We start from the raw sequence: 26,241 nt of genomic DNA, 5'->3' as shown, positions 1-26,241 counted from the left end.
AGGGGGCGGGGACGCAGTAATGCGTCCCCGCTACCCGACTCATCATCGGCACCGGCAAGTCCGCGATCGGTACTCTGGTCGAGCGCACGACCCGGTTTACCATGCTGCTGTACCTGCCCCGGATGGAAGGCTTTGGCACCGAGCCGAGGGTGAAGAACGGGCCGGCGCTGGCCGGTCTGGGTGCCGAGGCCGTCAGGGACGCGATCGCCTCCACGATCACCACGCTGCCCGAGCAGCTGCGTCGCTCGTTGACCTGGGACCGCGGCAAAGAACTGGCGCAGCATGCCCGGCTCCGCGTCGACACCGGCCTCGAGATCTACTTCGCGGACCCGCACAGCCCGTGGCAACGCGGCACGAACGAGAATACGAATGGGTTGCTGCGGCAGTACTTTCCGAAGGGCACGGACTTGTCCCGATGGCAGACAGACGACCTCGCAGCCGTTGCACTCGCCCTCAACAGCCGCCCCCGCAAAACCCTCGGATGGAAGACACCCGCTGAAGCCCTCAACGAACACCTACTCTTGACTCAAGAAGCCGGTGTTGCGACAACCGATTGAGTCCGGGCAGTACGCCTGGAATCAAAAAGTTTCTGCGGTGTCCGTAATGGACCGCAGGCGAAGGCGGACAAGCACTGCACTTCGACCCGGCCAAAGACCTGCTGCACCGTCAGCCGACACCCGCACCGGTGGCGTCATGCGCGTCGGAGCCGCGATCGCCTGTCGGTCCGACGCACCCCCGGTCATGTGATCCGAGGACTCGGCGGCTCACATCGGGTATGGGGCCGGGTGGTGCCGCTGAGCGAACCAGTAGCGCGCAACTACGCGATCGAACTCGAATCCACTGCGTCGATCGACCGCGACGCCGAGGAAGCCCCGGAGTGCCACCCTCCCGGCTGTCGGCGCAGGAAGCGGTTGCCGAGCGGAGCTACGGGGGCTCCCCGGCCGGTCTCCGCGGCTCGGGGAGGTCGTTGGTGGAGCGACTGGTGGGGGCGGTGCCGCCGATGCCGCGCCCCTGGCCGACGACGCGGACGGCCGTCCGGCACGGGACTTCGTTCCGGTCTCCTGACGTGGGGGGCGTCGCAGTGAGCCGGACCGTGCGGGTCGCCATGCCCAGCAGCGCTGGGCGGTGGCGTGGTCATGACCACCGTCCGGCTTGCGACCAGCCGCCGCAGAGCGCCGATCACCAGCAGTTCGGCGTCGGCGTCCAGGCCGGACGTCGGTGCCTCAGTAGCCCTCCCCCATCGAGGGGGACCGTCGAGCGCCTGGATCGCCTGCTGCTGTTCGGCCTCCGTCAACTTGGCGAACTAACGCGTCATTGCGTTCAGACTTTCATCCCTTCCCCGAGTCACCGCTCACCCGCAAGATCAAGATCGCGGTTGTCCTGGCCCTGAGCAACGTCCGTTGCCTCGCTGCGGCGCCAGGGGTGTGCAATCGGGGCAGCCACGGACCGCCACCAGGGATCGAGAGGAAGCGTTCCCGCGGGTTCGAAGGGCTCGCCCGGCCGGGGAAATGCGGCCGGCTGCTCGGCCTCCTCGGCGGCATCCTTGGTCCACTCGCCGGGCTCTGCCCACGGGTGCATGGAGAGGGTGAAGGTGCCCCAGTGGATGGGCATCATGACCCCGTGCGGCTTGCCACCTTGCAGGTCAAGGTGTGCCTGGATCCCCTGAGCGGGCGTCATATGTATGTCGGGCCAGCCACCGGGGAGTGGGGTACAGTCCGTGTGGTTCTTGGGCCAGTACTCGGAATAAGCCCCGATCTGGATCATCGTCGCGTCGAACGGGCCGTGTTCGGCGCCGATGTCCTTGAAGCCGGGGAAATAGCCGGTGTCGCCGCTGTGGTAGATCCGGTGTTCGGGTCCCGCGACGGCCCAGGACGCCCAGAGCGTGTGCTGCTGGTTGCGCAGGCCGCGGCCGCAGAAGTGCCGGGCCGGGGTGGCGGTGAGACTGATCCCGGCGATCTTCGCCGTCTCGTTCCAGTCCAGTTCACGCATCCGGTCGGTGGGCACGCCCCACCGCTCCAGGTGGGCGCCGACGCCGAGCGGGACGGCGAAAACCGTGTCCGTGCCCGCGAGGGCCTTGATCGTCGGCAGATCGAGGTGGTCGTAATGATCGTGGGAGATCACCACCGCGTCGACGGGGCCGAGCGCGGCCAGCGGCAGCGGCACGGGGTGCAACCGCTTGGGACCGGCGAAGGCGAAGGGCGAACAGCGCTCGCCCCACACCGGGTCGAAGAGCACCCGCCGGCCGTCGATCTCGGCGAGCACACTGGAATGACCCATCCAGGTGAGCCGCAGCCCGGTGGCGGGCGGTTCGGCGAGGTCGGCGTAGGTGGTGGCGTGCACGGGCACGGTGCCGGCCGGGGCCCGGCGCGCCCGCTCGTCCTTGCGGAAGTAGACCTTCGCGAACTCCAGGGTGGATCCGGACGGTCTGGTCCGTGCCCCCACGGGGTTCTGAAAGACGCCGTCGGCGAAGTTGGGTGAGCGGCGGATGCGCTCCATGCGGGCACCGCCCGGATCGGCGCCGAATGCGGCGGGGCGCAGCGAACGCAGCCGGGTGCGGAGCGGAGGCAAGGAGTCAGCGCCGTTCACAGGATCTCCAAAGGGAGTCGGTGTCGTCTCATTATGGGTGGGGGGTACGACAGTGCGAGCGGAGCGACCGCCGGACCGCTCTCCTCAGCCACGCGGCTGCCCGTACGCGTGCTCGATGCGCAGTCGCAGCACGACCCGGCGGTCACGGACCATGGCTCTGCGGTAGTCGTCCCAGTCGGGGTGTTCGCCGTGGACGTCGCGGTAGAGCGTGATCAGCTCCTCCACCGTCGCGTCGTGCGGATCGGCGGCGACCGGGGACAGCTCGGCCGTGCCGTCCACGACCGTCCACGCCCAGCGGTCCGCGCTGGTGACGTGGTAGCTCGCCCGGGGGTCGCGGCGGAGGTTCTTCGTCTTCGCGCGGTCCTCTGTGATCGAGACGCGGACGACGCGCTCCCCGGGATAGTAGAAGTGGTTGACATTGGACAGCTGGGGCCTGCCGTCGCGCTTGAGCGTCACGAGCACGCCACCGCTCTCCTCGCCGAGCAGCCCGAGCAACGCTTCCTGCTGTGCGTCGAATCCCGTCATGCCGGATCCAACGTCCGTACCCGCCGCAGGATTCCGGATCCGCCGTACTCCCGTGTCACATCCGAGAGGTCCCCGTCCGTCACACCCGTGAACGCAGCCCGCCGACGGCGTCCCACAACACCGCCGGACGGCATCCGAGCCGTAACGAAGGAGACCGGCCATGACCGCCCGCATCTCGCTCGACCCGCCCCGCAGCCTCCTCTTCCGCGCCGTTTCGTGGTACTCGAACCGTACATACGGCAAGGTCATCGATCCCCTGCGGGCCACCGCCCACCACCCTGGAGTGCTGTGGGCCGGGAGCCGCTTCGAACTGGCGGTGGGCCGCTGGAAGAAGCTGGACCCGCAGCTCAAGGCGCTGGCCGTCATGGCGTCCGCGACCACCATCGGCTGCAGCTGGTGCGTGGACTTCGGCTACTGGGAGAACCACCGTCACGGCATGGACCCGCGCAAGCTGCGTGACGTACCGGTGTGGCGCGAGAGCGAGACGTACAGCCCGCTGGAGCGTGACGTCATGGCGTACGCGGAGGCGATGAGCCTCACCCCGCCCGAAGTCGGGGACGAGCTGGTGGAGCGGCTGCGCACCGCACTCGGCGAGGCGGCGCTCGTCGAACTGACAGCCATGGTCGCGGTGGAGAACATGCGTTCCCGCACCAATTCCGCCCTCGGCCTGACCAGCCAGGGCTTCAAGGACCGGTGCGAGGTGGAGCGCCCCGCCAGCCCCTGACCGATGCGGCCCAGCCATTGAACGACGATTCAGCAGCGGCCGCATTGACATGAGTGGCTCCGCCTCCCGATACTGACCGGCGATTCAGTAGACCGATCCGTTGGTGTCGACCCGTCCGTAACGGGAGGCATTGCCCCGCCCCCACCCCGGGCCCACCATGATCACCGTGACCGAGGAGAGCCCCCGATGACGACACCTCCGGTGTCCCCCTCCGCCGCACCCACGGCGCCGCTGATATCGCTTACCTGGACCGATCACGTCACCGGCCGTCAGGGGCATCTGGTCGTGGACCGGCTGGTGCGCGGGGTGGCCAGCGGCGGGCTGCGGATGCGGGCGGGCTGCACGCTGGACGAGGTGGCGGGACTGGCCCGCGGCATGACGATGAAGGAGGCCCTCCACTTCGACGCCGACGACACGGACGCCCGCTGCATACCGCTGGGCGGCGCCAAGGGCGGCATCGACTGCGACCCGCGCGACCCGGAGGCGTACGCCATTCTCGTGCGCTATCTGCGAGCCGTGCGCCCGTACATCGAAAACGTGTGGACGACGGGCGAGGACCTGGGGCTCACCCAGGACCTCGTGGACCGGGCGGCGGCCGAGGCCGGGCTGATCTCCACGGTCCAAGCCGTCTATCCGCTGCTCGACGACGAGACGGCGGCCCGGCGTCGGCTCGCCGACGCGTTCGCCGTCGAGGTGGACGGCATCGGGCTCGACGAACTGGTGGGCGGCTGCGGGGTCGCCGAGTCGGCGCTCGCGGCACTGGACCGGGCGGGCGTTCCGTACCGGGAGGCGAGGGCCTCCGTACAGGGGCTCGGCACCATGGGCGGGGCGACCGCGCGCTTCCTGGCACGGGCCGGGCTGAAGGTGGTGGCCGTGGCCGACATCAAGGGCACGATCGCCAATCCGGCCGGCCTGGACATCGAGGCGCTGCTGGCCGCCAGGGACGGGTACGGAACGGTGGACCGCCGCGCGCTCCGGGACGCGGACCGGGAACTGCCCGCCGAAGCCTGGCTGGCGCAGGACGCCGAGATACTGGTACCGGCGGCCGTCTCGTACGCGATCGATGCCACCAACCAGGCCCGGATACGGGCTCGTTGGATCGTGGAGGCGGCCAACATGCCGGTGCTCCCCGGGGCGGAGGCGCTGCTCGCGGCGCGCGGGATCACGGTGTTGCCGGATGTGGTGGTCAACTCCGGTACGAACGCCTGGTGGTGGTGGACCCTGTTCGGTGACATCGGCGCGGACGCCGACGAGGCGTTCGGCCGCACTCGCCGCTCGATGCGGTCCCTGATCGATCTGATGCTGGCCCGCGCCGAGGCCGACGACTGCACGCCGCGGGCCGCCGCGCATGCCATCGTCGCGGACCGGCTGCCGGTGATGGCGGAACGCTTCGGCTGGTACCGCTGATCCCGACCGCGCACCGGATCACGGCATTTCCGGCCGACAGCCGACACTCGCCTCTGCCGCGTGCGGCTTCACCCGCTTCCGCACCGCCGTCGCTCCCGACACCGGTCACCACCGGGCCCCCGCCCCGAAGAGTGCCGCGGTCGCCGCACAGGTCTTCGCCGGGGACGGCGGCGGCCAGGGGCCCCAGGAACCTCCGCCCCGAACCTGTCCGGACCCCGCGCATTCGTTAGGGTGACGCCGTGGCGAGAGTACGGCTGAGCGTGGCGGAACGACGCGAGGAACTTCTGCGGGCTGCCGTCGAGCAGATCGAGGTGCGCGGGGTCGCAGCGGTACGGATCGCGGACGTGGCCTCCGTGCTCGGCGTGAGCAACGCGCTTGTCCTCTACCACTTCTCGACCAAGGAGAAGCTGGTCGCGGCCGCCTTCGCGTATGCCGCCGAAGCCGACCTCACCCACCTGCGCAAGCTGCTGAGCCGCCGCACGAGTGCGGTACGGCGGCTGCGCACCGCCGTCCGCTGGTACGCGCCGACGGGCCAGGCCAAGGGCTGGCGGCTGTGGATCGAGGGCTGGGCGGCCTCGCTGCGCGACCCGGCACTGCGCAACGTGGCCGGCGATCTCGACCAGCAGTGGAAGGCGGAGCTGGCCGAGGTCATCGAGGAGGGCGCCGCCGCCGGTGAATTCCACTGCGACGACCCGATGTCCGTGGCCTGGCGGCTGACTGCCCTGCTGGACGGCCTGGCCGTGCAGATGACGTCGTACGCGGGCCCGCTCTCCCGGGCCACAATGCTGGGCTGGACCGATGAGGCTCTCGCCCGCGAACTCGGCATCGATCATGCGACGCTGACGGCCTGAAACGCCTCCTCTTCGGGTGCCGTCCGGGAGGTGGCGGCCGAAGGGCCGCTCCGCCCGGCCGGCCGACGACGGTCAGGTCTGGCGCAGGGGCGCGTACACCTCTTCCTGGAGTCCGAACGTCCAGGCCACACCCTCCTTCGCGGTCCTTGTGGCCGGCGGGACCCGCAGCCAGTAGGTGCGGTGGGTTCCGTCCGGCTCCGGGGTGGAGTTGACCACCTCGACCATGACCACGTCCTCGTCGCCGTCCAGCGCGATCCGCCACAGGACTCCCGTCTCGTCCCGGTGTACCGGCTCGGCGCCCACCTCGGTGAGGTAGCGGTCGTAGCCGTAGAACTCCAGCATGACGCGGCGCAGTTCCGCGTTCTCCTCCTCACGTATCCGTTCGGGAGTCAGGGAGTTCAGTTCTGCGAGGAATTCGGCGGGCACGGGCATGCCACGCCAGGCGTGGAGCGCGAAGCCGTCGCGGTAGGCGAGCGCCGGGCCGTCCCCGCGGTCCAGCCGGCCCGCCTCGTCCCGGTGCAGCGCTTCCGGTCGCTCACTGATCACCACGACGCGCTCGTAGGGCCACCACCAGCCCGCGTGCCTGGCCACCTCGGCCAGGCCGTCCAGCCGGTCACCCCGGCCGTCGAACGCGGCGAGCCAGGCCGCGTCGTGCTGGCCGAGGACCGCGTCGAGCAGCACCAGCCGGACATCTGACTCGTCCTCGGGGCGCTCCGCGAGTTCCGCGACGACGCCGGCCCTGATCCGCTCGGCGAGCGCCGCCGTGGTCTCCCAGAGCTGCGCCCCCGTGGCGGACCACAGGGCGGACCAGCCCGCCGGGCCCAGCTCGTCGTACATCCTGCGCCGCTCCTCCGCCCAGGGCCGGGTCCGTACCTCGTCACGCACCGAGCGTCCGGCGTCGACGAGTTTCTCCACGGCCTCCACGGCGGCCCTGGGTGAGTCGACCCAGAGGATTCGCTCCGGCTCGGCAAGTCCTGCGCTGCGGTAGGCGAGCCGGAGCCCGTCCTCGGCCGCGGCCCGGTCCGCCGCGCCGGTCGCCGCTGCCACGCCCCGCCATGAGTCCACGTACTGCATCGGTCTTCCCCGTCCCTGAATTCAGTGTTCGGTGTTCGGTGTTCGGTGTTCGGTGGTCTGCGCTCGCGCGTTCTGCGTTTCGGTGTGGTGCGCGCGCGTCCTGCGTTCGCGCGTCGCGCGTTGTGCCCTTCAGCGATCCGGAGCGTTCCCGTGCGTCGCCGATCCGGCGCGCTCCGGCTCACCGAGGCCCACTCAGCCCGCCTCGGCCCGCCTCAGTCCGCCACGATGCGGACCGCCCCCGGCGCGTACTCCCGCTGGCGCACCACGCGGTACCAGCCCTTCGACAGGGGTATCGCCGCGTGCTCCTCGTGCACCACCCGCCCGCCGTCGGGAAGGTGAAGCAGCATCGGCCCGAAGGCTCCCGCCTCGCTCATCAGCCGGCCAGGTCCCTGAACCGCGTGCGCATGTCCGGTGACCTCGCCCAGCGCGAGGATCATGCACCCCCGGCCGTCCCTCGGTTCGCCCGGCGCGTCCACAAGATGCGCGGGCACCGCCGACTCCTCCAACGACACGATCAATACATCGCCCTGCCGGTACACAGACGTCTCCCCTCGATGACCGCACCCGATGTGCCGGCCACGAGAAAAACGCTAAGGGAAGGGTCTGACAATGGACCGTCGCGGGCTCCCGGCGACCGGCTCCCGCTGAAGTCGGCGGGCACGTGCGAGCCGTCCCGGTGGCGCCGTTGTCAGTGCGGCTTGATACACCTTGCAGACATCAGCCGTCCCCCAGTACCAGGAGCTCAGGGTCATGTCCGGTGTGGACCATCTGCACGAGTTGCTCGGCCTTCCCGCGGTCGACTTCCAGCACGCGACGGGTGAAGTGCCCGCCCAGACCGCCGATGCGGCGGCCTGGCGCATCTCGGTCGATCCGTACGACGACGAGTCCGAGATGACCTGGGAAGAGGCGTTCCAGGTGTTCCTCACGGCGGTCGACCCTGCCGGAGTCCGTGCGCTGATCATCGGTCAGTGGGGCGAGTCGTACGAGAAGACCTCGTCCTACCCGATCGATCTGGTCATCGGCGCGGCCGACCGGCTCACGTCGCTGGAGGCCGTGTTCGTCGGCGACATGGTCCTGGAGCAGAACGAGATCTCCTGGATCGAGCAGTCGGACGTCACGGCGCTGTTGACGGCCTTCCCAGGACTGCTGGAACTGGGTGTGCGCGGCGGCTCGGAGCTGGTCTTCCCACCCTCGAAGCACGAGAGGCTGCGTTCGCTGACCATCGAGACCGGTGGTCTGCCGGTCGGTGTGATCCGCGGCATTCTGGACAGCGAGCTGCCAGCGCTGGAGCGGCTCGATCTCTGGCTCGGCGTCTCCGCGTACGGGGGCGACTCCGATGTGGCGGACCTGGCGCCGCTCCTCTCCGGCTCCCGTTTCCCCAGACTCACCCACCTCGGTCTACGCAACAGCGAGCTGCAGAACGAGATCGCGAGTGCCGTCGCGGGCGCCCCGGTCGTGGCCCAGCTGCGCGTCCTCGACCTGTCGAACGGCACGCTGGGCGACGAGGGCGGGGCGGCGTTGCTGGACGGCCAGCCGCTCACCCATCTCGAACGGCTCGATCTGCACCACCACTTCATGACCGAGCAGATGGAGCGCCGGATCGCTCAGGCGCTGGAGCCGCACGGCGTGCGGGTCGATGTGTCGGAACGCGAGGAGCCCTGGGGCAACCGCGGCGTCGAAGGACGCTACACCGCGGTTTCGGAGTGATGGGCGATGACCGGCATCGAACACCCCGAGACGTTTCATGGTCTTCCGGTCCTGACCCTGCCGGGACCCGACGGTGCCCGCGCCGAGCCCCTCCCGGCCGCCGACGCGGTCGCGTGGCGGCTGGAGAGCGACTGGGAGGGCGATCCGACTTTCGCCACGCTCTGGCAGCACTTCCTGGACACGGTCGACACTTCACGTGTCCGGGCCCTGCTGATCGGTCCCTGGTGGCAGGGGGAATACGAGTCCGTCGCTCCGGTCATTGATCTGCTGACCGGTCATGCGGACCGCTTCCCGGCCCTGCGGGCACTCTTCCTCGCCGATGTGGTCAGCGAGGAGTGCGAGGTGTCGTGGCTGATCATGTCCGATATCACCCCGGTGATCGAGGCGTTCGGTCAGCTGGAGGAGCTGACGGTACGCGGGGGCGGCGAGCGGATCGAGGGCCGGACGACACTCGATCTGCGGCCGGTTCGGCACACGTCGTTGAAGAGGCTGCGGTTCGAGTCCGGCGGTCTGCCGTCCAGCGTCGTACGGGCGGTCGGGGCTTCGGAGCTGCCCGCGCTGGAACACCTGGAACTCTGGCTCGGCGTCACCGAGTACGGCGGGGAAGCGACGGTCGACGACCTCGCGCCGCTGCTGTCCGGTGCGGCGTTCCCCGCGCTGCGCCATCTGGGGCTGCAGAACAGCGAGATCCAGGACGAGATCGCGGCCGCCGTGGCCTCCGCACCGGTCGTCGCCCAGTTGGAGTCGCTCTCCCTCGCGATGGGGACCCTGAGCGACGCGGGCGCCGAAGCGCTGCTCTCGGGCCAGCCGCTCACCCATCTCACCTCGCTGGATCTGCACCACCACTACATCAGCGACGCGCTGGTGGAGCGTCTTGGGGACCTGCTCGGTTCCGACCGGGTGAACAGTGAGATCGACGAGGTCGAGTACTGGGATCCGGAAGAGGACGACGAGCGCTATGTCGCCGTCAGCGAGTAGTACGGCCGGCCCGGCGCCGCGCTTCGCCGTCGTGGGGGTGCCCGGGAACCGCCGGGTCGCGCTCTTCCAGGACGCCGTGCGCGCCGCCGGGCTGCCCGCGGCGCGTGTGGTGTCCTGGCTGGACGTCCTGCGCGGCGAGGCCGCCTTCCGGCCGGGCGAGACCGTACGGATGGAATCGCCCGGTGAGGACGCCGAGGTGGAGCGGCTGCTGAGGGCGGTCGGCGATCCGACCAGGGTCGAGGGGACCGCCCTGTGGTACGCCCGGTTCACGAAGGCCGTACGGGCGGTGGCTCGGGCGGCCGCCGCTTCCGGTGCCGCGTTGCTGGACGACCCGGGCGATGTCGCGGTGCTCTTCGACAAACGGCTCTGCCATGCCGTGCTGGACGACGCCGGAGTGCGTGTACCTGCCTCGCCGACCTCGGGCGCCGCGGCGCCCGAGGTGCGCGACTGGGCGGACGTACGCGAGCGGATGACGGCCCACAACATGCCCAGGGCCTTCGTGAAGCTCGCGCACGGATCGTCCGCCTCGGGGGTCCTGGCCGTCGAGACGGCCGGGCCCGGCCGGGTCAGGGCCACCACATCGGTGGAGCGGGACACGGCCGGCCGGCTCTTCAACTCATTGCGGGTGCGCCGCTGCACGACGGAGCGGGAGGTCGCGGCGATCGTCGACGCCCTCGCGCCGGACGGGCTGCACATCGAGCGCTGGCTGCCCAAGGCCACCCAGTGCGGCCGGGCGGCGGATCTGCGGGTCGTGGTGGTGGCGGGCCGGGCCACCCATGCCGTCGTGCGCACCAGCCACTCCCCCATGACCAATCTTCACCTCGGCGGCACGCGCGGAGATCTCGACGACGTCCGTGCGGCCGTCGAGGCAGCGGGCGGCAACTGGACCGAGGCCCTGGCCCTGTGCGAACGGGCCGCGGCGTGCTTCCCGGACACGCTGTGCGTGGGCGTCGATCTGCTGCCCGCGACCGGCTGGCGGCGCTTCGCCGTCGGCGAGGTCAACGCCTTCGGCGATCTGCTTCCGCGACTGACCGGACTCCCCGGCAGCGGCGCCGAGGGCCAGGACACCTACGCGGCGCAGGTCGCCGCCGTACTGAACAGAGCAAGGAACCACCGTGCAACCGTCACTCCCTGACACCGCGCCCGCCCTCGCGGGGGCCCGGAACCCGGACATGAGCGAGATCGTGGGCACCCACGACCTGCTGCTCGTCACCCTCGACACGCTGCGCTACGACGTGGCGGCGGAGCTCGCCGCCGCCGGTCGCATTCCGCATCTGGCACGCCATCTGCCGGGTGGTGTCTGGGAGAAGCGGCATGCGCCCGGCAGCTTCACGTACGCCTCGCACCAGGCGATCTTCGCGGGGTTCCTGCCCACCCCGGCCGGCCCGGGGCCGCACCCCCGGCTGTTCGCGGCACGTTTCGCGGGCAGCGAGTCCACCGCTTCGGGGACCTTCGTCTTCGACACCCCCGATCTGCTGTCCGCACTGGCCGGTGCGGGGTACCGCACGGTGTGCGTCGGCGGTGTCGGCTTCTTCAACCGGCAGGGCCCGCTGGGCTCGGTACTGCCCGGCTTGTTCCAGGAGAGCCACTGGGAACCGGAGTTCGGTGTCGCGTCGCCCACCTCGTTCGAGGCGCAGGTGGCCCGCGCCGAGCAGGTCGTCGCCGAACTCTCCGCCGAGCAGCGGCTGTTCCTCTTCGTCAATGTGTCCGCCCTGCACCAGCCGAACTGGTTCCACCAACCGGGTGCCACCCGCGAGGCGGGCGATTCCCGCGCCACCCATGCCGCCGCCCTGGAGTACGTCGACGCGCACATCGGCCGGCTCTTCGCCGCCGCGAGCAGCCGTCGCCGTTGTTTCGCCATCGTCTGCTCCGACCACGGAACGGCGTACGGGGACGACGGCTACACCGGTCACCGGCTCGGCCACGAGTCCGTCTGGACCGTTCCGTACGCGCACTTCTTCCTGGAACCGGGGGCAACCGCATCATGAGCCGCACCACGACCGTCGCGCGGTCCACCCGCCCGTACCAGAGCTATGTGTACGCCTATCCGCACAAGACGGCCTACCGGCCGCTCGCCGAGCGGCCGGTGCTGCGCGAGTTGTGGGCGGCCGAGCGCAAGGACGCGCTCTCCCTCTATCTCCACATACCGTTCTGCGAGGTCCGCTGCGGCTTCTGCAATCTCTTCACCCGGATCGGCGCTCCCGACGAGCTGACGACCCGCTATCTCGACGCGCTGGACCGGCAGGCCACCGCCGTCCGCGACGCGCTGGGCGACGCGGAGCCGGTGAGGTTCGCCGCGGCGGCGTTCGGCGGAGGCACTCCCACGTTCCTGACCGCGGCGGAGCTGGAACGGCTCTGCGACATCGCGGAGAAGCGGATGGGCGCCGATCTGCGGGCCGTTGCGCTGTCGGTCGAGACGTCGCCGTCGACCGCGACGGCCGACCGGCTGGCCGTCCTCGCCGACCGCGGTACGACCAGGATCAGCATCGGGGTGCAGAGTTTCGTCGAGGCCGAGGCGCGTGCGGCGGTGCGACCGCAGCGGCGCGCCGACGTGGAGGCGGCCCTGGACCGGATACGCGATGCCCGCATCCCGGTCCTCAACATCGACCTGATCTACGGCATCGACGGGCAGACCGAGGAGAGCTGGCGCGCCTCGCTGGACGCGGCGCTCGGCTGGCGGCCGGAGGAGCTGTACCTCTACCCGCTGTACGTCCGCCCGTTGACCGGTCTCGGCCGGCTCGGCGCCGACGGCGAGGCCGCGGCGGACGCCGCCTGGGACGAGCAGCGGCTGCGGCTGTACCGCGCGGGCCGCGACCATCTCCTCGCCCACGGCTACGAGCAGGTTTCCATGCGGATGTTCCGCCGCGCTGACGCCCCGCGGACGGACGGCCCGGACGACTACGCCTGCCAGACCGACGGCATGATCGGCCTGGGCTGCGGCGCCCGCTCGTACACGACGAAGCTGCACTACTCCTTCGACTACGCGGTGGAGATGCGGGAGGTTCGGGCCATCATCGACGGCTACACCGCCACCGAGGACTTCTCGCGCGCCCAGGTCGGGCGGTACGTGGACGGCGACGAGGCGCGCCGGCGCCACCTCCTGCAGTCCGTCCTCCAGGCCGAGGGGCTGCGACAGGCCGACTACCGGGAGCGCTTCGGTACCTCCCCGGCCGATGACTTCCCCGTCGAACTGGCCCGGTTCGAGGCGCGCGGCTGGCTCGACGCGACGGCCGGGGCGTCCGGACTGCTGCGGCTCTCCCCCGAGGGCCTGGCCCACTCCGACGCGATCGGCCCGGAACTCTTCTCCCCCGGTGTGCGGGCCGCGATGGCCGCGTACGAACTGAAGTGAGCGCGCTCATGGACCTGACCATCCTCTACCGCGGCCCGCTCGCTTCCTGCGACTACGACTGCCCGTACTGCCCGTTCGCGAAGCGGCGCGACAGCCGGGAGCAGTTGCGTGCCGACCGCGCCGCGCTGGAGCGGTTCACCGCGTGGGCCGCGGCACAGACCGGTGACCGGATCTCGGTCCTGTTCACGCCCTGGGGCGAGGGTCTGGTCCGCTCCTGGTACCGGCGCGCGCTGGTCGAGCTGGCGCGACTGCCGCACATCGGCCGGGTCGCGATCCAGACCAACCTCAGCGGCCGAACGGGCTGGCTGGCGGAGGCGGGTGAGGCCGGCCGCGAGAAGATCGCGCTGTGGTGCACGTACCACCCGGGGCAGACGCCGTACGAGCGGTTCCTCGCCAAGTGCGGAGAGCTCACCGCGCTCGGCATTCGCCACAGCGTCGGTGTCGTCGGGCTCGACGACCATCTCGAAGAGGCCCGGCGGCTGCGGGCAGCACTGTCCGACGAGGTCTATCTCTGGGTGAACGCCGCGGAGGGGCACACCTACACGGACGAGGAGGCGGACCGCTGGACGGCCCTGGACCCACTCTTCCCGTACAGCCGGCATCCGCACCGCTCGGCCGGACTGCCGTGCCGGACGGGCGAGTCGGTCGTCTCGGTGGACGGTGACGGCACGGTGCGGCGCTGCCATTTCGTCCCGGCGGAGCTCGGCAACCTCTACGACGGCAGTTACCGGCGCTCGCTGGGCCCGCGCGCCTGCCCGCTGGCCGTCTGCGACTGCCACATCGGCTATGTGCATCTGGAGACGCTGCCGCTGTACGACGTCTTCGCGGGCGGCGTGCTGGAGCGGATACCGGCGCCGCCGCTGTCGTCGCTCGCCGGACAAGCCGGATCCGCTGCACAAGCCGCTTCCGCCGAACGGCCCCGATCCGCCGGACGGGCCTGACACTAGGGCCCGTCCGGCGGCGAGGACGCAACGGTCGCGGCTCCGGTCGTGGGCCACCGGACAGGCCCTGGCGGGGCGGCAGGGCTAGTGCCGCGACCGGGGCACTGGAGCGGCAGCAGGTCGGGCCGCTTGGCCTCGACATGGTCGCCGGAGGACTCACCACGCAGCCGTCGGCCGATCCACGGCACCAGGTACTCGCGCGCCCAGTGGATGTCGTCGCGCCGTACTTCGAGCGTGCCGCGCTGTGCCTGTGGGGGCCATTCCTGGTCGGGGTCGGCCGGCACATCGAGGCCGAGGACCTGGGCGGCGCGCAACGCGACCCTGGTGTGTCCCTCGGGCGACAGATGGAGCCGGTCGTCGTCCCAGGCGCGCCTGTCCTGGACGGACCGCAGCGACCACAGGTCGAGGACCGGACAGTCGTAGCGGTCGGCGATGGACCGCACATGGGCGGTGTAGGTGGCGATCTTGCCGCGCAGATGGCGCAGCACGGGAACGCCACGGGTGTCGAAGCCGGTGGTGACCATCACGGCGCCGACCGATTCGGTCAGCTCGGCGACCGCGCGCTCGAAGCGCTCGGCCACGTCGTCGGGGTCGGTGCCGGGCCTGATGATGTCGTTGCCGCCCGCGCAGAAGCTCACCAGGTCGGGTGCGAGCTCCTTGGCGCGCGGCACCTGCTCCTCGACGATCTGGTCGAGGAGGCGTCCGCGTACGGCGAGATTGGCGTACCTGAAATTCCCGTGCGCGGAGCCGTCCGTGTTCGATTCCGCACCGGGGTCCGGGAGCTGGTCCGCCAGAAGTACCGCGAACCGGTCCGCCCAGCCGACGAAGGTCCCGTCCGGACCGGGGTCGCCCACTCCCTCGGTGAAGCTGTCGCCGATCGCTGCGTACGACCCGATGACGCCGTGTCGGTTGATGACGCCACGTTGATTTTTTCTCGAATCGTCTGCCACAAACGCTTATCCTGCATTGCCGAATGTGACCTACGCGACCGTAATAAGGGGTTGACGGGTGGTGAGATAGACCACCCGGTCAGGTTTTGGTAAGGGAGGAATAAGCAGTAGGGGCGGTGCGCCGCCGCGCACCGCCCCTACTGTGTGACTCAGGTCACACCGTGTTGCTCAACTGCCCGTTCGCTCGGCTCAGACGTAGACGCCGTGCGAAGCCAGGAAGGCGATCGGGTCGATGTCCGAGCCGTACGCCGGGCCCGTGCGGACCTCGAAGTGCAGGTGCGGTCCGGTGGCGTTGCCGGTGGCGCCGGAGAGACCGATCTGCTGACCAGTGCTCACGAACTGACCCGCCGAGACGGAGATCGAGGACAGGTGGCCGTACTGCGAGTAGCGGCCGTCGGCGTGCTTGATGACGACCTGGTTGCCGTACGCGCCACCCCAGCCGGCGGCGACGACGGTGCCGGAGGTGATGGACTTCACGCTGGTGCCGGTGAAGACGGGGAAGTCGATCCCGGTGTGGCTGCCGCTGGACCAGTTGGAGCCGGAGGCGCGGTAGCCGGTGGTGTGGTTGCCGGGGACCGGATGAGCGTAGCCGGAGCTATTGCTCTGAGCGGCCGGGGCGGAGGTCTTGGACTCCGCCACGGTCGACACCTTGGCCGGGGCGGACTTGGCCGGGGCGGACTTCTTCGCGATCGAGGGAATCTCGGGGGCCTTCGACGGGAGGGCCGCGCCCGTACCGGCGCCGGCGGGCGCGGAGTCACCCGAGGCCTTGCCGCCGAGGGTCAGCTTCACGCCCGGGAGGATCAGGCTGGGGTCGTCGCCGACGACCTCGCGGTTGTCCTGGTACAGCTTCTGCCAGCCACCCTCGATCTTGTGCTCGGCGGCGATCTTCGACAGCCAGTCGCCGGAGACGACGGAGTACGTCGTGGTGGCGGCCTGCTTCTGCGCGACCGGCTTGGCCGGAGCGGCGTGCGTGGTGGCGGCGGAGACCGACTGCGGGGCGGCGGCCGGGGCCGCGTTGGCACCGGTGGCGCCGAGCAGCGGCAGCGCGATGACGGCGCCACCGGCGCCTGCGGCGGCGACGCCACGGGCGATGGTGCGGGTCTTCGTACGACGGTTCTTACCCGATATGGGCATGAAGTGCTTCCTCTCCGGCGCCTACGAGGTGAGCTGTCGGGTTCGGGCTGGAGATGCCCGGCCGCGCTGAGCGCGACTTCACCCCGAGCCGGCCGGATTTCTCCGATCGGCGGCCTACCTGGTTCCCCCGCTCCTGCCACACGATGAGTGGATGCGAATTCCGGGCGGCGGCAGGATTAGGCGGTCCGTCCGGATTGACGGCGACCGTAAGCGAGTCGGGACGGCGAGAACAAGCCACGGGTTCCGTACCGGAATCCCCGCCAGGAATTCAGTACGGAATTCCCGTCACACTCCGTGGATTAAGGATCTTGGCTTTCCGCGCCGCGCACGGAATGCCCGACCGCCCCGCCGGTACGCACCGTCACGGATATGATCCCGCTCACGAACGGGCGACCATCTGCCTTACATAAGGGGCAAGTTATTCCAAATCGCACCATTCCGGACTTGTCACGCTCATCGTTCGCGTCGGAGCCTCAGCACCCCTGCGTCGAGGTCCCCCCGAAGCCCGGTGTGCAGCCCCTGATGAAGCAGTACCGAACCGTGGTGCACCGCCCCCGTATCCAGGCAGGCGTACGTCGCCGCGGGGTCGAGTCCGCGCAGCCGCAGGGCCGGGGGCCGCTCCCCGTACCGCTGCGCCTCCAGCCACATCAGGACCACGGCCTCGTCCCCGTGGACGTACTGGACCGCGCTGAGCCCGCCGCGCGGGGCGCGCAGCCGGTACAGCGAGCCCTGCTGCACCACCGGCCGGATCTCCTTGTAGAGATCCACCCAGGTCCGCGCCTCGGCCAGTTCCTCCTCGCTCCACTCGGTGAGGTCACCACCGACCCCGAGCACACCGGCCATCGCGCTCACGAATCGGAAGCGCAGTGAGCTGACCCTGCCGTTGAGCTGGACGTTGGGGCTGTCGGTGACCCAGGCGGCCATCACCCGGGCCGGATGGATCTGGCCGAAGCCCTCCTGGATGGCGAGGCGGTCGAGCGGGTCGGTGGTGTCCGAGGTCCACACCTGATCCGTACGGGACAGAATCCCCAGATCGATCCGGCCGCCGCCGCCCGAGCAGGACTCGAAGGCGACCGAGGGGTGCGCGGCCCGGAGCCGGTCGATCAGCGCGTACAGGGCGTCGACATGCTCGGTCCAGAGCTTCTGCGGATACTCCTCGCCCGGCCAGCCCGCGTCGGTGAAGGAGCGGTTGAAGTCCCATTTCACATAGTCGATGCGCGCACTGGAGAGCAGTGCGTCCAGCTGTTCCCAGAGATATTCCCGCACATCGGCGCGGGCCAGATTGAGCACCAGTTGATTACGGAACTCGGTCCGTGTCCGCCCGGGGAAGTGCTGTACCCAGTCGGGGTGCGCACGATAGAGATCACTGTCGGCATTGACCATTTCCGGCTCGACCCAGATACCGAATTGCATGCCGAGACCGTGCACTTCGTCGGCGAGCGGCCCCAGCCCGCCGGGAAAGCGGTCCGGATTCGGCGTCCAGTCACCGAGCCCCGCCCGGTCGCTGGTGCGTTGCCCGAACCACGCGTCGTCCACGACGAACAGCTCGACGCCCATCGCGGCGGCGCGCCCGGCGAGGGCGCGCTGCTGCTCCTGCGCGATGTCGAAGCCCGTCGCCTCCCAGGAGTTGTAGAGCACCGGCCGCAGACTCCCCGCGTCCGGAATCACCTGGGCCAGCTGCCAGGCGTGCCAGGCCCGGCTCGCCCCGCCGAACCCCTCCGCGCTCCACAGACCGGCGAAGACGGGTGTGACGTACGACTCTCCCGGTGCGAGCAGCAGCAGCCCCGAGTCGTCGTGCCCGGCACCGCCGGTGATCTGCACGAGCCCGTCGGGCAGCCGCTGCACGGAGATCCGCCACGACCCGGACCAGCCGAGCGCACAGCCGTACACCTCGCCGCTCTCCTCGGTCGCCGCGCCGTCGGCGTCGAGAGCGACCCACGGCAGGGACTGGTGCCCGGTGTGACCACGCCTGCTGGAGATGACGCTCTCGCCGTACATCAGCTCCGCCCGGGCGAGCTGCGACTCCGCCGCCCAGCGGCCGTGCAGCCGGCTCAGCCGCCAGCCGTCGCGGGCGGGCAGCGCCCAGGCGGCCGCGTCGGCGCGCAGCAGCTCCAGCGGCGCACCGTCCGGCCCGGCGTGGGCGACGGTGGCCCACCGCTCGATGACGTCGGAAGAGTCCCGCATCCGGTAGTGCAGGGTCAGGGCGAGCCGGTGCAGGGAGTCGGTGAAGCCGATCCGGAGTTCGTCCCCGTCCACCGCGGCGTCGGCGAAGGCCCACTCGGTACCACGGACCTCCGGGGTCCGTACCGAGAGCGCCGGGCGGACGAACCGAGGGCCGCCCTCCACCGGGTACTCCTCACGGCCGTCGAGCGGGGACTCGAAGCTCCGGACGGACTGCTCCGGCGCCGCGGCCAGCGCCTGTACCGCGGCAAGGGAGATCCACGGACCCCAGTGCAGATGGACCAGCTCGTCCCGCTCCGTGAGCCGCAGCGCGTAGCAGCTGCCCGCCCCGGTGAGCAGCCAGGTCCGGCCCTTGTCGCAAGTCTCGATCATTGCGGCCCCCGCATTCCAACAGTTCCGCGCATCATCGACCGTTGCCGGCCAGGCGGGCAACGGTCCGGACGAAGAATTCACCGGATGGATTCGCCGCCGGAGCAAGGCGGTTCGCCGGGGTATCGACAAGGAATGACCGAGATGATTGCCTGGGGAACCCATGTCGTGTCGTCGCGGAAGTGGCCCAGTCGGCGACTCGCGTCGACGCCAGACACTCCAGGAGACACTGTGACGCAGCAGTTGCCGCAGATCCCGTCGACGGAACCCGAACTGGCGGGCGTCCGGAACTTCCGCGATGTGGGCGGCCTGCCCACCGTCGACGGCCGGCGGGTGCGGTACGGGCGGCTCTTCCGCAGTGGTCACCTCGCGCACGCCACCGCCGAGGACTCCGCCTTTCTCAGCGGTCTCGGTCTGCACACGGTCTTCGACTTCCGCAATGAGGCCGACCACCGGCTCGACGGCGCGGACATCGAGCTGCCCGGCGTGCGGAATGTCGGCATCCCGCTCTCCGACCCCGCCGAAGGCGCCGAGTTCTGGCGCCTCGTCCGCGACGGCGACCTCGACCAGCTGCGCTCGATCCTGGCCGACGGCAAGGGTACGAACCGGATGATCGCCTCGTACCGCTCGATCATCCTGGACCGTACCGCCGAGCACAGCCGGGTCCTGCACGCCCTGGCCGAGGACAGCGTTCCGGCGTTGATGCACTGCGCCGCGGGCAAGGACCGGGCCGGTCTGTCGATCGCGGTGTCGCTGCTCGCGGTCGGCGTCGAGCGCGACGCCATCGAGGCCGACTACCTGAAGTCCAACGACGCCCACCGCCGCTACAAGGTGCGCCGCAGCGACACCTCGGCGGACGGCATGTCGGCCGAGGTGAAGGAGCTGCTCAATCCGCTCTTCGGCGCCCATGCCGACTATCTGGCGGCTGCCTTCGCCACCATCGACGAGACCTGGGGCGACACGGACCGCTATTTCTCCGAGGGGCTGAAGCTCGCTCCCGAGACCCGTGAGCGGCTGCGCGGCCGGCTCCTCGACGAGGCGTAGCGCGAACCGCTCGGTCGCGGTGGTCAGCCCTTGCCGGCCACCTCGAAGAGCAGGTAGAGGAAGCCCGCGAGGATGTGTCCGGCGATGAGGTAGGCGAACAACCTGATCACCACGCCGCGCGGAAACTTCCGCTCCTGGGCCTCGTACTTCTTGTTGGACCCGAGCGGGTCGTAGTTCTCGGAATCGGACATGACAGGCCTCTCTCTGGCGACCGGACGGGCCGGTCAGCGACGGTGGATGCCGCTGCCGAGACACAGCTCGGCGGCGGGGCTCTGCAGCAGGGTGTGGACGAAGAGCAGCTCGGCGCCGTCGCGGTCGACGGCCGCGATCCGGTGCGGGGTGAGCGAGTCGAAGTGCGCGCTGTCACCGGGCGCGAGATCGTGCACGGTGTCCCCGAGCGTGACCCGGAGGTGTCCGAGGAGCACGTACAGCCACTCCTCGCCGGGATGGACCCGTACGAGATCGCCCTGTGCGCCGTACGGAACGCGGACGCGCAGCGCCTGCATCGCCCGGCCGGAACCGCCGGCCTGCTGGTACATCCAGCCGTCGGCCTCGGCCCCCTCGAACTTCCCGCCGCGGATGATCGCCTCCCGTTCCGGGGGCGTCTCGCCGAGCAGTTCGGAAACCGTCGTACCGTAGATCCTGGCCAGACCGAGGAGCATCGGCAGCGAGGGCTGCCGACGGCCCGTTTCGAGCCGGGAGAGATGGGCGGGCGACAGCTCCGCCCGTTGAGCGGCGGTCTCCAGGGTGAGACCACGGCTGCGGCGCAGATCGCGCAGACGCGGCGCGACCCCGGGCAGCTCGTCGGCCGCCCCTCCGTCTGGAGTGTTCATGTACCCATTGGGCCAGAAGTTTTCCTCTGAGGCAAATTTCTTGCCTCAGAGGAAAACCTCACGCCCCGGGGATCAGCGGTTGGCGACGGCCTGTTTCACCAGGGTCCTGCCGAAGTCCCACACCAGTCCACCCCCGCTGTGTGCGTCGTCCATCACGGCGGTGAACGCCGTGACGAACCGGTCGACCTCCGGCTCCCCGATCATCAGTGGCGGAATCAGCTTGATCACTTCGAGGTGGTCGCCCGAGACCTGCGTGAGGATGCGGTGCTTCTGAAGCAGGGGCACCACCACCATCTGCGCGAAGAGCCCCTTACGGGCCGCCTGCAGCATGGCCCAGCGGCTGCGCAGCTTCAGTGACGACGGCCGGCCGAACTCGATGCCGATCATCAGCCCGCGCCCGCGCACCTCGTGGAGGAGTTCGTAGCGGTCGACCAGTGCGGCCAGCCGCCCGCGCAGCAGATCGCCGGTGCGGCGCGCGTTCGCGACGATCTCCTCGTCCTCCATCACGGCGAGGACCGCGAGCCCGGCAGCCATCGCCTGGGCGTTGGAGCCGAAGCTCGCGGAGTGGACCAGGACCCGGTCCATCGACGAGTAGACGCGTCTGAAGATCCAGTCCTTGCCGAGGGTCGCCCCGACCGGCACATAGCCGCCGGAGAGGGCCTTGGCGACGCAGACCAGATCGGGTTCGACATCCTCCTCGTGCTGGTACGCGTAGAAGTCCCCGGTCCTGCCGAGGCCGGTCTGCACCTCGTCGGCGATGAGGAGCGCCTTGTGCTTGTGCAGCAGCTCCTGCGCGGCCCGAAGGAAGCCGGGCGGCGCGGCGTGGACGCCCTTGCCCTGGATCGGCTCGACGACCAGTGCCGCCACATCGCCGCGCTTCAGCTCACGCCTCAGTGCGTCGAGATCACCGAGTTCGATGGCGGTGTCCGGCAGCAGCGGGGCGAAGCCGTCCCGGAAGCCGCTCTCCCCGTTGACGGAGAGCGAGCCGGTCGTCAGCCCGTGGAAGGCGTGGGTGCAGTACAGGATCCTCGGCCTTCCGGTGGCGTACCGGGCGAACTTCAGCGCGGTCTCGACGGCCTCCGTACCGCTGTTGCCGAAGAACACCCGGTCCAGATGCGGGCTGTGGACAAGCAGCTTCTCGGCCAGCAGCCCGGGCAGCGGCTGGCAGTCGAAGCGGGTGAGGTCGGCGAGCGAGGCGTCGAGGACGTCGTGCAGGGCCTTGCGTACGACGGGGTGGTGCCGGCCGAGACCCATCACGCCGAATCCGGCGAGCATGTCGAGGTAGTCGTTGCCTTCCGCGTCCCAGAAGTGCGCGCCCTCGGCCCGTTCGTAGGCCTTGTCGAAGCCAATGGTGTGCAGCATGCGCGGCAGCTGGTGATTGAGGTGTTTCGCGTGCAGCTCGTAGCGTTCCGCGCCGCGCTCCGCGAGGAGCTGCGCCAGATCGAAGCCCTTGGGCCCGTCGTCCTTCATGCCCCGCTCTCCTCGGTCCTTCTCGCTGCTTCCTTGCCGGCCAGTGCGGCGCTGATCCGCCCGGCGATCTCGACCGGGGTGAGCCCGATGTCGGCCAGCACCTCGGCGCGCTTGCCGTGGGCGAGGAACTGCTCGGGGATGCCGAAGGTACGCAGTGGTACGTCGACCCCGACATCCCGCAGCGCCTGTCCAACCGCCGAACCGACGCCCCCGGCACGGCTGTTGTCCTCGACGACGGCGACGAGCCGGTGCCGTTCGGCAAGTGGGGCCAGTTGTTCGTCGACGGGCTTGACCCAGCGAGGGTCGACGACCGTGCAGCGGATGCCGCCGCCCGCCAGCAGGTCTGCGGCCTTCAGACAGACCGGGGCGAGCACCCCGACGGCCACGAGCAGCACATCGGGGTCGTCCGCCCGGTGCAGTACGTCCATGCCGCCGATCCGGTCGATGGCCGGGATCGACTCCCCCACCGACTCCTTGGGGAACCGGATCACGGTAGGGGCGTCGTCGATGTCGACGGCCTCGCGGAGTTCGGCCCGGAATTCGTCGGCGTCGCGCGGGGCTGCGATCCGCAGTCCGGGGACGACCTGTAGCAGGGACATGTCCCACATGCCGTTGTGCGAGGGCCCGTCGGGTCCGGTGATCCCGGCCCGGTCGAGGACGAACGTCACCCCGCACTTGTGCAGCGCGACGTCCATCAGCAACTGGTCGAAGGCCCGGTTGAGGAAGGTGGCGTACACGGCGACGACCGGATGCAGTCCTGCGGTGGCGAGTCCCGCCGCGCAGACCGCGGCGTGCTGCTCGGCGATCCCGACGTCCCAGACCCGGCCGGGGAACAATTCGGCGAACCTGGTCAGTCCGACGGGGTGCAGCATCGCCGCGGTGATGGCCACGACATCCGGCCGCTCCGCGCCGATCTCGGCGATCTCGTCCCCGAACACCGAGGTCCAGGAGGGCGCTTCCGTCGGGACGAGCGGTGCGCAGGTCAGCGGGTCCATCGCGCCCACGGTGTGGAAGCGGTCGGCCTCGTCCCGGAGCGCGGGCGGGTAGCCGCGGCCCTTCTCGGTGAGGCAGTGCACCAGCACCGGGCCGTGGAAGCGCTTCGCCCGGTGCAGTGCGGACTCGACGGCCGCGATGTCGTGCCCGTCGATCGGCCCGACGTACTTGAGCCCGAGGTCCTCGAACATGCCCTGCGGGGCGAAGGCGTCCTTGAACCCCTTCTTCGCGCCGTGCAGCGACTCGTACAACGGCTGCCCGATGACGGGCGTCTGCTGGAGCACCCCCTTGCCCCAGGAGAGGAAGCGTTCGTATCCGTCGGTGGTACGGAGGGTGGCGAGGTGGTTGGCGAGGCCGCCGATCGTCGGGCCGTACGAACGCTCGTTGTCGTTGACGACGATGATCAGCGGCCGGTCCCGTGCGGCCGCGATGTTGTTGAGTGCCTCCCAGGCCATGCCGCCGGTGAGGGCACCGTCGCCGATGACGGCCACCACATGGTCGCTCCGCCCCAGCACCTGGTGGGCCTTGGCGAGGCCGTCGGCCCAGCCGAGAACGGTCGAGGCATGCGAGTTCTCGATGACGTCGTGCTCGGACTCCTCCCGGGAGGGGTAGCCGGACAGGCCCCCCTTGCGGCGGAGCTTGGAGAAGTCCTGCCGCCCGGTGAGCAGCTTGTGCACATAGCTCTGGTGCCCGGTGTCCCACAGGATGCGGTCCACCGGTGAGTCGAAGGCCCGGTGCAGAGCGATGGAGAGCTCCACCACCCCCAGGTTCGGGCCCAGATGACCGCCGGTCCTCGCCACTGCCCGGACGAGGAACTGCCTGATGTCCTCGGTCAGTTCGTCGAGTTGCGCGCCGCTCAGCGCCTTGAGATCGTGCGGCCCCCGGATGCTCTCCAGAATCGTCACGTTCGGGCCCCCTCTCTGGTTCTGTTTCAGCTCACGGTGACGGCGGGAACCCCCGATGGTGTCCCCGCGCCGTCCATGCCCTCGGCGATCTTCTGGGCTTCTTCGATCAGCGTCTCGACGATCTTCGACTCGGGCACGGTCTTGATGACCTCGCCCTTCACGAAGATCTGCCCCTTGCCATTGCCGGACGCGACACCCAGATCCGCCTCACGGGCCTCACCCGGACCATTGACGACACAGCCCATCACGGCCACCCGCAACGGCACTTCCATGCCCTCAAGCCCCGCACTGACCTGATCCGCCAGCTTGTACACATCCACCTGCGCCCGCCCGCACGACGGACACGACACGATCTCCAGCCGACGCTGCTTCAGATTCAACGACTCCAGAATCTGCAGACCGACCTTGACCTCCTCCGCCGGCGGCGCCGACAACGACACCCGGATCGTGTCGCCGATCCCCTCCGACAGCAACGCACCGAACGCCACAGCCGACTTGATCGTCCCCTGGAACGCCGGACCCGCCTCCGTCACCCCCAGATGCAACGGGTAGTCACACCGCGCAGCCAGCTGACGGTACGCATTGACCATCACCACCGGATCGTTGTGCTTCACCGAGATCTTGATCTCCCGGAAGTCATGCTCCTCGAAGAGCGACGCCTCCCACAGCGCCGACTCCACCAACGCCTCCGGAGTCGCCTTCCCGTACTTCTTCAGCAACCGCGCATCCAGCGAACCCGCGTTCACACCGATCCGGATCGGCGTACCCGCATCCTTCGCCGCCCGCGCGATCTCCTTCACCTTGTCGTCGAACTGCTTGATGTTCCCCGGATTCACCCGCACCGCGGCACAACCCGCATCGATCGCCGCGAACACATACTTCGGCTGGAAATGAATATCCGCGATCACCGGAATCTGCGACTTCTTCGCAATCGTCGCCAACGCGTCCGCGTCATCCTGCGTCGGACACGCCACCCGCACGATCTGACAGCCCGACGCCGTCAACTCCGCGATCTGCTGCAACGTCGCACGGATGTCCGACGTACGCGTCGTCGTCATCGACTGCACCGACACCGGCGCATCCCCGCCCACCGCAACCGACCCGACCTGGATGCGCCGCGAGTGGCGGCGCATCGCTAGCGGCCGGGCCGGCAGCTCGGGGAGACCCAGTGCGACCGGCTCTCCAGCGGTCATGACGTCACCGGGTCCCGGAGACGGTCTCGCGTGCGGCGCGCAAGGATTCCTTCAGCGATCCCATGGTGGCGAGGACGGCGGTGGGCTCGTAGCCGCAGTGCGCCATGCAGTTGGCGCAGCGCGGGTCCTTGCCGCGGCCGTACTTGTCCCAGTCGGTCTCCTCGATGAGTTCCCGGTACGTGGGGACGTACCCGTCGCTCATCAGGTAGCAGGGACGCTGCCAGCCGAAGAGCGAGTAGTTCGGGATCGCCCACGCGGTGCACGGGAAGTCCGCCTTGCCCTCCAGGAAGTCCAGGAAGAGCGGCGAGTGGTTCAGCCGCCAGCGGGACCGGTTGCCGCCCGCGAACGACTTCTTGAAGAGTTCCCGGGTCTGCTCGACGCCGAGGAAGTGCTCCTGGTCGGGTGCCTTCTCGTACGCGTAGGCGGGCGAGATCATCATCTCGTCGACCTTCAGGTCGTCGTTGAGGTAGTTGAGGACCTCGATGACGGTCTGCGGGGTGTCGGTGTTGAAGAAGGTGGAGTTCGTAGTGACCCGGAAGCCGCGTCGCTTGGCCTCCTTGATCGCCGCCACCGCCTCGTCGAACACTCCTTCCTTGGCAACGGATTCATCGTGCCGCTCCCGCAGCCCGTCGATGTGCACGGCAAAGGCGAAGTACGGCGAAGGCGCGAATTTCTCGATTTTCTTCCGCAGCAGCATCGCGTTGGTGCAGAGGAAGACGAACTTCTTCCTCGCCACCAACTGCCGTACGATTTCGTCGATCTGCGGGTGCATCAGGGGTTCTCCACCCGCGATGGAAACCATCGGGGCGCCCGATTCCAGTACCGCGCCCACAGCCTGGGCAACCGGCATGCGCTGCTTCAGAACTCCGGCCGGATGCTGGATCTTCCCGCAGCCCTCGCACGCCAGATTGCAGGCGAACAAAGGCTCCAGCTCGACAATGAGCGGGAACTTGTCCCGCTTGCGGAGCTTCTGTTCAATGAGGTACGTCGCAACCTTGATGGTCTGACGGAGCGGCATGGCCATCTA

Annotated in this window: 22 protein-coding genes, 2 pseudogenes and 1 riboswitch; of the genes and pseudogenes, 11 read left to right on the top strand and 13 right to left on the bottom strand. The window is 69.7% G+C overall.

What is annotated here, in order from left to right:
* Window positions 1–38: 38 nt before the first annotated feature.
* Window positions 39–557 (top strand): annotated as a pseudogene (locus OG936_RS31810) (IS30 family transposase); the annotation flags it as partial.
* Between the two features lie 787 nt (window positions 558–1,344).
* On the opposite strand, the gene OG936_RS31805 reads toward OG936_RS31810, so the two are convergent.
* Together OG936_RS31805 and OG936_RS31800 are read right to left on the bottom strand one after the other, a co-directional pair.
* Complete coding sequence (locus OG936_RS31805; RefSeq protein ID WP_266750395.1) at window positions 1,345–2,586, bottom strand: MBL fold metallo-hydrolase; 1,242 nt, start codon at window positions 2,584–2,586, stop codon at window positions 1,345–1,347.
* Between the two features lie 84 nt (window positions 2,587–2,670).
* Entirely contained in the window at window positions 2,671–3,111 is a 441-nt protein-coding gene (locus tag OG936_RS31800) for a PPOX class F420-dependent oxidoreductase (protein ID WP_406499396.1), read from the bottom strand.
* A 160-nt stretch (window positions 3,112–3,271) separates the two neighbouring features.
* On the opposite strand from OG936_RS31800, the gene OG936_RS31795 reads away from it, so the two are divergent.
* The 3 genes from OG936_RS31795 (at window position 3,272) to OG936_RS31785 (ending at window position 6,093) form a co-directional block, all read left to right on the top strand.
* The gene (locus tag OG936_RS31795) at window positions 3,272–3,835 is read left to right on the top strand and encodes a carboxymuconolactone decarboxylase family protein (RefSeq protein WP_406499395.1); all 564 of its coding nucleotides are present in this window, start codon (window positions 3,272–3,274) and stop codon (window positions 3,833–3,835) included.
* Window positions 3,836–4,021: 186 nt separating this feature from the next.
* Window positions 4,022–5,242 carry a Glu/Leu/Phe/Val dehydrogenase dimerization domain-containing protein gene (locus OG936_RS31790; protein ID WP_406499394.1) on the top strand — a complete coding sequence of 407 codons (1,221 nt, stop codon included), beginning with the start codon at window positions 4,022–4,024 and terminating at the stop codon, window positions 5,240–5,242.
* A 239-nt stretch (window positions 5,243–5,481) separates the two neighbouring features.
* A complete protein-coding gene (locus OG936_RS31785; protein ID WP_406499393.1) occupies window positions 5,482–6,093 on the top strand; it encodes a TetR/AcrR family transcriptional regulator in 612 nt (203 codons plus the stop codon).
* A 72-nt stretch (window positions 6,094–6,165) separates the two neighbouring features.
* Here OG936_RS31785 and OG936_RS31780 read toward each other — a convergent pair whose 3' ends face one another.
* A complete protein-coding gene (locus OG936_RS31780; protein WP_406499392.1) occupies window positions 6,166–7,167 on the bottom strand; it encodes a DUF6745 domain-containing protein in 1,002 nt (333 codons plus the stop codon).
* 212 nt (window positions 7,168–7,379) lie between these two features.
* Window positions 7,380–7,706 (bottom strand): hypothetical protein, encoded by a 327-nt coding sequence (locus OG936_RS31775; RefSeq protein ID WP_406499391.1) that lies wholly within the window; start codon window positions 7,704–7,706, stop codon window positions 7,380–7,382.
* 211 nt (window positions 7,707–7,917) lie between these two features.
* Here OG936_RS31775 and OG936_RS31770 point away from each other — a divergent pair, with 211 nt between their 5' ends.
* Genes OG936_RS31770 through OG936_RS31745 form a run of 6 tightly spaced genes read left to right on the top strand, consistent with a single transcriptional unit; the run spans window position 7,918 to window position 14,142 of the window.
* Window positions 7,918–8,874 (top strand): STM4015 family protein, encoded by a 957-nt coding sequence (locus OG936_RS31770; protein WP_406499390.1) that lies wholly within the window; start codon window positions 7,918–7,920, stop codon window positions 8,872–8,874.
* Window positions 8,875–8,880: 6 nt separating this feature from the next.
* Window positions 8,881–9,852, top strand: a complete 972-nt coding sequence (locus OG936_RS31765; RefSeq protein WP_406499389.1) for an STM4015 family protein — start codon at window positions 8,881–8,883, stop codon at window positions 9,850–9,852.
* Window positions 9,833–10,987 (top strand): STM4014 family protein, encoded by a 1,155-nt coding sequence (locus tag OG936_RS31760; protein WP_406499388.1) that lies wholly within the window; start codon window positions 9,833–9,835, stop codon window positions 10,985–10,987. Before OG936_RS31765 ends, OG936_RS31760 begins: the two co-directional genes overlap by 20 nt.
* A 37-nt stretch (window positions 10,988–11,024) precedes the next feature.
* Window positions 11,025–11,840 (top strand): STM4013/SEN3800 family hydrolase, encoded by an 816-nt coding sequence (locus tag OG936_RS31755; protein WP_406500685.1) that lies wholly within the window; start codon window positions 11,025–11,027, stop codon window positions 11,838–11,840.
* Window positions 11,837–13,201: an STM4012 family radical SAM protein gene (locus OG936_RS31750; RefSeq protein WP_406499387.1), complete on the top strand. Its 1,365-nt coding sequence runs from the start codon at window positions 11,837–11,839 to the stop codon at window positions 13,199–13,201. The genes OG936_RS31755 and OG936_RS31750 overlap by 4 nt, the downstream gene beginning before the upstream one ends.
* An 8-nt stretch (window positions 13,202–13,209) precedes the next feature.
* Window positions 13,210–14,142 (top strand): STM4011 family radical SAM protein, encoded by a 933-nt coding sequence (locus tag OG936_RS31745; RefSeq protein ID WP_406499386.1) that lies wholly within the window; start codon window positions 13,210–13,212, stop codon window positions 14,140–14,142.
* A 107-nt stretch (window positions 14,143–14,249) separates the two neighbouring features.
* Here the strand turns inward: OG936_RS31745 and OG936_RS31740 are convergent.
* From OG936_RS31740 to OG936_RS31730, 3 genes and pseudogenes are all read right to left on the bottom strand, one after another.
* Window positions 14,250–15,092: pseudogene (locus OG936_RS31740) on the bottom strand (SGNH/GDSL hydrolase family protein); the annotation flags it as partial.
* A 189-nt stretch (window positions 15,093–15,281) separates the two neighbouring features.
* Window positions 15,282–16,226, bottom strand: coding sequence for a peptidoglycan DD-metalloendopeptidase family protein (locus OG936_RS31735; RefSeq protein ID WP_406499385.1), 945 nt, complete (start codon window positions 16,224–16,226; stop codon window positions 15,282–15,284).
* Window positions 16,227–16,231: 5 nt separating this feature from the next.
* A riboswitch (cyclic di-AMP (ydaO/yuaA leader) is annotated at window positions 16,232–16,386 on the bottom strand.
* Window positions 16,387–16,679: 293 nt separating this feature from the next.
* Complete coding sequence (locus OG936_RS31730; RefSeq protein ID WP_406499384.1) at window positions 16,680–18,779, bottom strand: alpha-galactosidase; 2,100 nt, start codon at window positions 18,777–18,779, stop codon at window positions 16,680–16,682.
* Window positions 18,780–19,007: 228 nt separating this feature from the next.
* Between OG936_RS31730 and OG936_RS31725 the strand changes: the two genes are divergently transcribed.
* Window positions 19,008–19,820, top strand: coding sequence for a tyrosine-protein phosphatase (locus OG936_RS31725; RefSeq protein ID WP_406499383.1), 813 nt, complete (start codon window positions 19,008–19,010; stop codon window positions 19,818–19,820).
* A gap of 23 nt (window positions 19,821–19,843) precedes the next feature.
* Here the strand turns inward: OG936_RS31725 and OG936_RS31720 are convergent, their stop codons facing one another.
* The 6 genes from OG936_RS31720 to hpnH form a co-directional block, all read right to left on the bottom strand.
* Entirely contained in the window at window positions 19,844–20,011 is a 168-nt protein-coding gene (locus OG936_RS31720; RefSeq protein WP_406499382.1) for a DUF6126 family protein, read from the bottom strand.
* Window positions 20,012–20,044: 33 nt separating this feature from the next.
* Window positions 20,045–20,653, bottom strand: coding sequence for a helix-turn-helix domain-containing protein (locus OG936_RS31715; protein WP_406499381.1), 609 nt, complete (start codon window positions 20,651–20,653; stop codon window positions 20,045–20,047).
* A 72-nt stretch (window positions 20,654–20,725) separates the two neighbouring features.
* Window positions 20,726–22,123, bottom strand: coding sequence for an aspartate aminotransferase family protein (locus tag OG936_RS31710; RefSeq protein ID WP_406499380.1), 1,398 nt, complete (start codon window positions 22,121–22,123; stop codon window positions 20,726–20,728).
* Window positions 22,120–24,021, bottom strand: coding sequence for a 1-deoxy-D-xylulose-5-phosphate synthase (gene dxs / locus OG936_RS31705; RefSeq protein WP_406499379.1), 1,902 nt, complete (start codon window positions 24,019–24,021; stop codon window positions 22,120–22,122). The genes OG936_RS31710 and dxs overlap by 4 nt, the downstream gene beginning before the upstream one ends.
* Window positions 24,022–24,047: 26 nt before the next feature.
* Window positions 24,048–25,214, bottom strand: a complete 1,167-nt coding sequence (gene ispG / locus OG936_RS31700) for a flavodoxin-dependent (E)-4-hydroxy-3-methylbut-2-enyl-diphosphate synthase (RefSeq protein WP_406499378.1) — start codon at window positions 25,212–25,214, stop codon at window positions 24,048–24,050.
* 4 nt (window positions 25,215–25,218) lie between these two features.
* Window positions 25,219–26,238, bottom strand: a complete 1,020-nt coding sequence (gene hpnH, locus OG936_RS31695) for an adenosyl-hopene transferase HpnH (RefSeq protein WP_383764862.1) — start codon at window positions 26,236–26,238, stop codon at window positions 25,219–25,221.
* Window positions 26,239–26,241 lie beyond the last annotated feature (3 nt).

Origin of the sequence: Streptomyces sp. NBC_00846 (assembly GCF_045207325.1) — a bacterium.
Taxonomy (GTDB): Bacteria; Actinomycetota; Actinomycetes; order Streptomycetales; family Streptomycetaceae; genus Streptomyces.
Note: the sequence above shows the minus strand (reverse complement) of the source record. Positions and strands in the feature narration are given on the sequence as shown.

Bases quoted from the DNA above. Each gene is read 5' to 3' on its own strand.
- OG936_RS31800 (WP_406499396.1), bottom strand. From the start codon at position 3,111: ATGACGGGATTCGACGCACAGCAGGAAGCGTTGCTCGGGCTGCTCGGC.
- OG936_RS31795 (WP_406499395.1), top strand. From the start codon at position 3,272: ATGACCGCCCGCATCTCGCTCGACCCGCCCCGCAGCCTCCTCTTCCGC.
- OG936_RS31790 (WP_406499394.1), top strand. From the start codon at position 4,022: ATGACGACACCTCCGGTGTCCCCCTCCGCCGCACCCACGGCGCCGCTG.
- OG936_RS31780 (WP_406499392.1), bottom strand. From the start codon at position 7,167: ATGCAGTACGTGGACTCATGGCGGGGCGTGGCAGCGGCGACCGGCGCG.
- OG936_RS31770 (WP_406499390.1), top strand. From the start codon at position 7,918: ATGTCCGGTGTGGACCATCTGCACGAGTTGCTCGGCCTTCCCGCGGTC.
- OG936_RS31765 (WP_406499389.1), top strand. From the start codon at position 8,881: ATGACCGGCATCGAACACCCCGAGACGTTTCATGGTCTTCCGGTCCTG.
- OG936_RS31760 (WP_406499388.1), top strand. From the start codon at position 9,833: ATGTCGCCGTCAGCGAGTAGTACGGCCGGCCCGGCGCCGCGCTTCGCC.
- OG936_RS31755 (WP_406500685.1), top strand. From the start codon at position 11,025: ATGAGCGAGATCGTGGGCACCCACGACCTGCTGCTCGTCACCCTCGAC.
- OG936_RS31750 (WP_406499387.1), top strand. From the start codon at position 11,837: ATGAGCCGCACCACGACCGTCGCGCGGTCCACCCGCCCGTACCAGAGC.
- OG936_RS31745 (WP_406499386.1), top strand. From the start codon at position 13,210: ATGGACCTGACCATCCTCTACCGCGGCCCGCTCGCTTCCTGCGACTAC.
- OG936_RS31735 (WP_406499385.1), bottom strand. From the start codon at position 16,226: ATGCCCATATCGGGTAAGAACCGTCGTACGAAGACCCGCACCATCGCC.
- OG936_RS31730 (WP_406499384.1), bottom strand. From the start codon at position 18,779: ATGATCGAGACTTGCGACAAGGGCCGGACCTGGCTGCTCACCGGGGCG.
- OG936_RS31720 (WP_406499382.1), bottom strand. From the start codon at position 20,011: ATGTCCGATTCCGAGAACTACGACCCGCTCGGGTCCAACAAGAAGTAC.
- OG936_RS31715 (WP_406499381.1), bottom strand. From the start codon at position 20,653: ATGAACACTCCAGACGGAGGGGCGGCCGACGAGCTGCCCGGGGTCGCG.
- OG936_RS31710 (WP_406499380.1), bottom strand. From the start codon at position 22,123: ATGAAGGACGACGGGCCCAAGGGCTTCGATCTGGCGCAGCTCCTCGCG.
- ispG (WP_406499378.1), bottom strand. From the start codon at position 25,214: ATGACCGCTGGAGAGCCGGTCGCACTGGGTCTCCCCGAGCTGCCGGCC.
- hpnH (WP_383764862.1), bottom strand. From the start codon at position 26,238: ATGGCCATGCCGCTCCGTCAGACCATCAAGGTTGCGACGTACCTCATT.